The organism is Roseovarius aestuarii (genome assembly GCF_019966515.1).
Classification (GTDB): Bacteria; Pseudomonadota; Alphaproteobacteria; order Rhodobacterales; family Rhodobacteraceae; genus Roseovarius; species Roseovarius aestuarii.
Genome location: NZ_JAIMIB010000031.1, coordinates 23,115 through 29,193, shown reverse-complemented (window position 1 = coordinate 29,193; position 6,079 = coordinate 23,115). Strand labels below are relative to the sequence as shown.

5 protein-coding genes are annotated in these 6,079 nt (G+C 57.9%); 2 read left to right on the top strand and 3 right to left on the bottom strand.

Going from position 1 to position 6,079, the window contains the following annotated elements; genetic code table 11:
• Nucleotides 1-108: 108 nt before the first annotated feature.
• Nucleotides 109-1,296 (bottom strand): 2-aminoethylphosphonate--pyruvate transaminase, encoded by a 1,188-nt coding sequence (locus LC334_RS21775; protein WP_085802445.1) that lies wholly within the window; start codon nt 1,294-1,296, stop codon nt 109-111.
• Between the two features lie 116 nt (nt 1,297-1,412).
• Here LC334_RS21775 and LC334_RS21770 point away from each other — a divergent pair, with 116 nt between their 5' ends.
• The gene (locus LC334_RS21770) at nt 1,413-2,348 is read left to right on the top strand and encodes a LysR substrate-binding domain-containing protein (RefSeq protein ID WP_085802446.1); all 936 of its coding nucleotides are present in this window, start codon (nt 1,413-1,415) and stop codon (nt 2,346-2,348) included.
• Here the strand turns inward: LC334_RS21770 and LC334_RS21765 are convergent.
• The gene (locus LC334_RS21765; protein WP_085802447.1) at nt 2,291-3,967 is read right to left on the bottom strand and encodes a Na/Pi cotransporter family protein; all 1,677 of its coding nucleotides are present in this window, start codon (nt 3,965-3,967) and stop codon (nt 2,291-2,293) included. The two genes, LC334_RS21770 and LC334_RS21765, sit on opposite strands and share 58 nt — an antisense overlap.
• Nucleotides 3,968-4,013: 46 nt before the next feature.
• A complete protein-coding gene (locus LC334_RS21760) occupies nt 4,014-4,814 on the bottom strand; it encodes a DeoR/GlpR family DNA-binding transcription regulator (protein WP_085802448.1) in 801 nt (266 codons plus the stop codon).
• 162 nt (nt 4,815-4,976) lie between these two features.
• Between LC334_RS21760 and LC334_RS21755 the strand changes: the two genes are divergently transcribed.
• On the top strand, nt 4,977-6,038 hold the full coding sequence (locus LC334_RS21755) for a sensor histidine kinase (protein ID WP_176237793.1): 1,062 nt from the start codon (nt 4,977-4,979) through the stop codon (nt 6,036-6,038).
• Nucleotides 6,039-6,079 lie beyond the last annotated feature (41 nt).

The following is a 6,079-nucleotide window of genomic DNA, read 5'->3' as shown; positions in this document are numbered from 1 at the left end:
GGCTCACACCCATCCAAACAAATCCCAATCGCACATACCTTCGGCACAGAATAAACACGAGCATTCGCCTCAATAGGCGCTTGAATATTCATAGTCGTCGTCCTTTTCTTAAGCAGCCAGTTTGGCCCGTTCTTCCAGTGCCGCCTGCGGCGGTGAGGCATCATTTACACCCATTTCCGACAGGGCCGCTGCGGCGGCCTCTACCACCTGCCGCATCACGTTTTCATCCATCTGCCCGATACAACCGATCCGGAAACTATCCACGACGGTCAGCTTGCCGGGATAGATGATGAACCCCTTGGCTTTCATCAGTTCGTAGAATTTACCAAATTCGAAGGCCGCGGAGGCCGGGCAAAAAAAGGTCACGATGATCGGGCTGAGCCAACGATCCTTGAGCAATGTCTCAAAGCCCAGATCGCGCATCCCGTCGACCATCACATCCCGGTTGCGGGCGTAACGCGCACCACGCCCGGCGACGCCACCCTCGGCCTCGTGCCCGCGCAACGCCTCAAGAAACGCGGCAACCACATGGGTGGGCGGGGTAAATCGCCACTGACCGGTCTTCTCCATATTCGCCCACTGCGCATGCACGTCGAGGCTAAGCGAATGGCTGTTGCCCTTAGCCGCCTCAAGCTCGGATTTGCGGGCGATGACGAAGCCAAACCCCGGCACGCCCTCGATACATTTATTGGCAGAACTCACCATCGCTTCGTAACGGACCTGTGCCACTTCCAACGGGATCGCGCCAAAGGCTGACATGCTGTCGACCAGCAATTTGCGCCCCGCCGCGTAGGTCACTTCCGAAATTTCTTCGACCGGGTTCAGAATGCCCGAACTGGTCTCGCAATGGATCGCGACCACATGGGTAATCGCCGCATCATCCGCCAGGATGCGAGCGACCTCGTCACCGCGCGGCGGCAGATAGTCGCCCTTGTCGAGCACGATGTAGCCTCGACCCAGATATTCCATTGTTTTTGCCGAGCGTTGTCCATAGGCGCCATTGGCCAGCACCAGTGCTTTACCGGTTTTCGGGATAAAACTGCCAAGCATGGCCTCGACACAGAAAGATCCGGACCCCTGCATCGGCACGCAGTCGAAGTCGTCGGCGCCCGGCCCCAGCAAGGCCAGGAGGCGTGTTCGCATGTCACGGGTCATGGCGCGGAAATCATCATCCCAGCTGCCCCAGTCTTTCAACATGGCTTCTTTCACCGGAAATGAGGTGGTAAGCGGGCCCGGGGTGAGCAGGTAGGGTTCACCTAGCCTGGGGGGCAAAATCTCGGTCTGATGGGCAGTCATTTCAGCCTCCGAACTGGTGATCTCACATCACCATTGCAGGAAGCCACATCATATGTGAAATTGTTATTTGCGATTGATTCATAGGCCAAGCTAATGGTTAAACCGAGGGGCGTCATATGCGACACAGCCAGCTGAAAGCATTTCATTTCGTGGCGCTGCACGGCGGCTTTTCCCGCGCTGCCGAAGCATTGTTTCTGACCCAGCCTGCAATTTCCGAACAGGTTCGAAAACTGGAGCAGGATCACGATGTGTTGCTGTTTCACCGCGAACGCAAACGGGTACAGCTGACCGAGATCGGCGAAAACCTGTTTCGTCTGACCAAGCACTATTTCGAGATCGAGCAACAGATCAGCGAATATATATCCGAAACCAGAACATCCGTGGATGGGTCGCTGCGGATCATCGCCGATTCCGCTTATCACGTGACCGATATCCTCAGTGCATTTCGCAAGCGTTACCCGAACGTTATGGTCACATTGCGCACCGGCAACTCGGACGAAGTGCTAGAAGAGTTGCGGGCCTTCAACGCTGAGGTCGGTGTGGCAAGCAGACTGTCACCCGGGTCCGACATGAAAACGCTCAACCTTGGTGAAACGCCGATCGTGGCCTTTGCAGCACGCGGGCTTCTGCCCGCTGACAAGACGACCATCACGCTGAGCGAACTGACCGAGTTGCCGCTGATCTTTCGCGAAACCGGATCGAAAACCCGGCAAAAACTGGAGGAGGCCGCGACACAGGCGGGCGTCGTTCTGTCGCCGGCAATTGAGGCGGAAGGCCGCGAAACCGTTCGCGAGCTTGTGGCCTCTGGTGCGGGGGTGGGATTTGTGTCCAAGGCCGAGTTCGGCCATGACGCGCGACTGGTCGAAATCACGCTTTCGGATATTAATCTGCGGATGGGCGAATCCATCGTGCATCTGGCGCAGCGCCGCGAGGTCAAGGTGATCCGCGCCTTCATGGAGTTCGCCAGAAATCACGTCACCGCCGCGGCGGGTAATCAGGTATCTTCGTCATCCTCAGACATGGTTTCGATCAGCCGCGTTTCCAGCAACTGACCACCGCGATAGAGGATCGGGTAGCTCACCGAGGCGATATGGCTGTTAATCTCACGCAGCCCCCTCAGCACTTCGAGATGAATGTCGCTCGAGTCAAAGCTTGTCTGCGTGCCTTCGGTCAGACGTTTCAGATGTCTTTTGCGGCTCGAGCGTTCGAGCCGTGTCATCTCAGATTTTTCTTCCAACAGCAGCCGGGCGCTTTCCAGATCGTCTGACACCAGCACGTTCAACGCCAGCCCCATATTGGCCATCAGCCGCTCGTGAATACTGATCAGTTCTTCCTTGCCAGCATCGGAAAAGCGAATGCCCTTCAGCGCCCTTTCCCGCGCCAGCGGTAGGATCAGCTTGACTACCAGATCGCCAACCGACTCAAGCGCGATGGCATATTCCGTTAATTCGCGCGCGCGCTTCTTCTGCCGTTTAGTAGCCTCCTCCATCGGCATATCGGCAACAAAGCGGCGAATGTCGTCCAGCGCCTGATTCACGATTGTATCGCGGGCAATCAGCGCTTCGGCCTTGGTCTTGTCGTAACTGTCGAAAAATTCCATGACCGGCGCGGTCATACCCTCAACCACCTGCGACATGCGCAGGACCTCACGCTTGAGGTTCGCCAGCGCAAGGGGCGGCGTCTGCAACGAGGCCTCGTCCAAGACGGATCGGTGCAATTGCGGCACATCCTCGTGCCCTTCGGCCGCCATTGGCAGGAACCGCTGCATCGGCGCTTCCATCAAACGGCAGAATGGCAATGCCAACAGAAGCAGTGCGTTGAAGACCAGATGCGCGTTGATCAGGGTCTGCGCCTCACCCATGCCCGACAGGTAAGGCAGAATCGACAACTTGTTCACCAGAACAAGGGCGATGATTGCGCCGCTGCCTCGGATCAGAAAATTTGCCAGCGGTACGCGCCTGGCGACCGGGGTCATATTCCGAGTCAGCCAGATCGGGATGATCGCACTGCCCAAATTGGCGCCCAGAACAAGCGAGACGCCTGCCGCCGCCGGGATGGCATCGATCGCAACCAGCGTCACGCACATCAGGATGACCGCGACACTGGAGTGCATTACCCAGGCCAGGATCGCACCGACGATAAAGGCAGTGATGAAGTCACGCTCAAGATAGCCCGCGATCGACGGCAGAAAGGCACTGTCGCGGATCGGGTCCATGGTTTCGCGCAGGAACCGCAGCGAGATCAGGATAAAGGCAATGCCCAATATGATCCGGCCCGCCTGTTTCAGCTTGCGGCCATCGGATTTGATGAAGAACGCCCCGCCCACGGCCAGCAAAAGCGGAACCAGCCATTCCAGCTTGAACGAAAGCACCTGGATGAGCAGGGCCGAGCCCAGATCGGCCCCGAGCACCACCGACAGCCCGGCGCCGAACCCCAATGCGCCGCTGCCTGCGAAGCCGGCCACCAACAGGCCGACCGCAGCCGAGCTTTGCAGCACGATCGCAAGTATCAACCCGGTCGTTGCCGAGCTGATCGGGTTGCTGGTGGTTGTCACAACCCGTTTGAATGACGCACCAAAGGCGCGTTCGATCCCGGTCCGCACCATGCGCACCGCATAGAGCAGCAACATCGTCGCGCCCATCAGCTGCACAATGAAATAAATGATGGTCATCGCCGTGCCCCTGCTTCATCTCCGCACGGCATTACCGGGGCACCGTTCAACATGTCGCGCTCTCCCGACCGGCATTCACCAGCTTAACATGCCATGCATTGAGTTTTTCTGAAAAGTTGCGTTCTGGCGCGCGGTCGGTGACGATGCAATCCACGGCATCACCGTCGCACATGACCAATGGCGCCGCCTGTCCGAATTTCAAATGATCTGCCACGACAACGGTACTTCCGGCCCGGGCAATGACCGCGCGCGCCAGCGCCGCCTCGGCAGGGGCCGACAGCAGAAAACCAGTGTCCACGTCTACACCGTCGACGCTCAACACGGCGAAATCAAAGCGGAATTGCCTGACATGCGCTTCGGATTCGGGGCCGAATGTGCCCCATTCCGCGTCGCGCAATTCGCCACCTGTCAGAAAAACGCGATTGCCCCGGCGTTTAGCCAGCGATTGTGCTGCATTAAGCGAATTGGTCACCACAAAGAGGTTCTCGTGTTTGCGCAGCGCATGGGCGACAAAAGCCGTGGTAGAGCCGACGTCGAGAAACACGCAGGCCCCGTCAGGGATGAGCCGCGCGGTGGCCCGGGCGATCAGCGACTTCTCATCCGAGCGCTGACCGATGCGCGAAAACACACCCGCGTCGACCCGCGCGTCGGGCAGATAGGCCCCGCCATGTACCCGGCGCACCAAATCGGACTTGGCCAGCGCCTTGGTTGTCCGTCGCACGGTTTCTTCGGACACGCCCAGCAAATCGGCAATGTTGGAATTGCGCGCGGACCCGCCAAGACGGCGCAGCGCTTCCAGCACTTCAACTTCACGATGGGTCGTTGTGGAATTGTTGAATTTAGTCATAAGGACACCTTTAATCGGTCAAAAAACCTTAAATTCGGTCAAATGTCCACCCACGATTCAACTGCATTCCGCCTAATTTCTTGCCGCGACTGTTGCGCAATTGAGGTAAATGACCTTTATGACCGCTATCCAAACCGACCTGACCCGGACCTGAGAGATTTCATGACGACCCGGACAAAACTGCTCGACAGCATCTCTGTACCCATTGTGGTGCTGAACAGTGACCTGTGCGTCGCGCTGGCAAATGAAGACGCCCTCACCAGTTTCCCCACTCTCGAAACAGGTATGGAGCTGGAACGCCTTGGCAATTGGAACAGCGATTTCATCGCAGTACTCAAGGGCGCGCTTTCTGACCAAGAGGCTGCCAGCCTTACGCTTGTGACCGATGATACTTTTCAGCGTGAGTTTCTGGTCTCGGTGAAAACCCTGACCGCCCCGGATCAGGCTTCCGACACCACGCTGGCGCTGACGTTCATTGACCAGACCCCCCTGCGCGTCGCCAAGTCCATGCGCAGCGATTTTGTTGCCAATGTCTCGCATGAAATCCGCTCGCCCCTGACTGCGATTTCCGGCTTTGTAGAAACCCTGCAGGGCGAGGCCCAGAATGACCCTGAGGCGCGAGCGCTATTTCTGGACCTGATGGGCAAGGAAGTTGTCCGCATGACGAATCTGGTTTCGGATCTTCTGTCGCTGTCCAAGGTCGAGGCCAAGGAAAGCCGCGCGCCGAAAAACCGGCTCAACCTGAACCAAACCATTCTGCAGGCCGTTGAATCCGCTACCTCGCTGGCAAGGAAGCGCGGCAAAAACCTTGAGTGTCAGATTGAACCGAGCCTGCCGACCGCTTTGGGCAAACGTGATCATCTGGCCCGAGCGCTGATCAATCTGCTGGAAAATGCCATCAACTACAGCCGCGAGGATGGAACGGTCACCGTAACGGCGCAGGTGGCACCAGCTGATAATCCGCTGAAACGTGACGCGGTGATGATCGCGGTTCGCGATCAGGGCGAGGGCATCCCCGCCAGGGAAATCCCACGCCTGACCGAAAGGTTCTACCGCGTTGACAAAAGCCGATCTCGAAACGTCGGTGGCACCGGCCTGGGGTTGGCGATCGTCAAGCATATTCTGGTGCGCCATCGTGGCATTCTGACGATCGAAAGCACCCTGGGAGAAGGATCGACCTTCACCGCTTACCTGCCTGTCGCTGCGCCGCAGCATAAAAATTAACACTGTCATAGAACTGTTACAGAATCGTCGTACTCGTGTTT

Bases quoted from the DNA above. Each gene is read 5' to 3' on its own strand.
- LC334_RS21775 (WP_085802445.1), bottom strand. From the start codon at position 1,296: ATGACTGCCCATCAGACCGAGATTTTGCCCCCCAGGCTAGGTGAACCC.
- LC334_RS21770 (WP_085802446.1), top strand. From the start codon at position 1,413: ATGCGACACAGCCAGCTGAAAGCATTTCATTTCGTGGCGCTGCACGGC.
- LC334_RS21765 (WP_085802447.1), bottom strand. From the start codon at position 3,967: ATGACCATCATTTATTTCATTGTGCAGCTGATGGGCGCGACGATGTTG.
- LC334_RS21760 (WP_085802448.1), bottom strand. From the start codon at position 4,814: ATGACTAAATTCAACAATTCCACAACGACCCATCGTGAAGTTGAAGTG.
- LC334_RS21755 (WP_176237793.1), top strand. From the start codon at position 4,977: ATGACGACCCGGACAAAACTGCTCGACAGCATCTCTGTACCCATTGTG.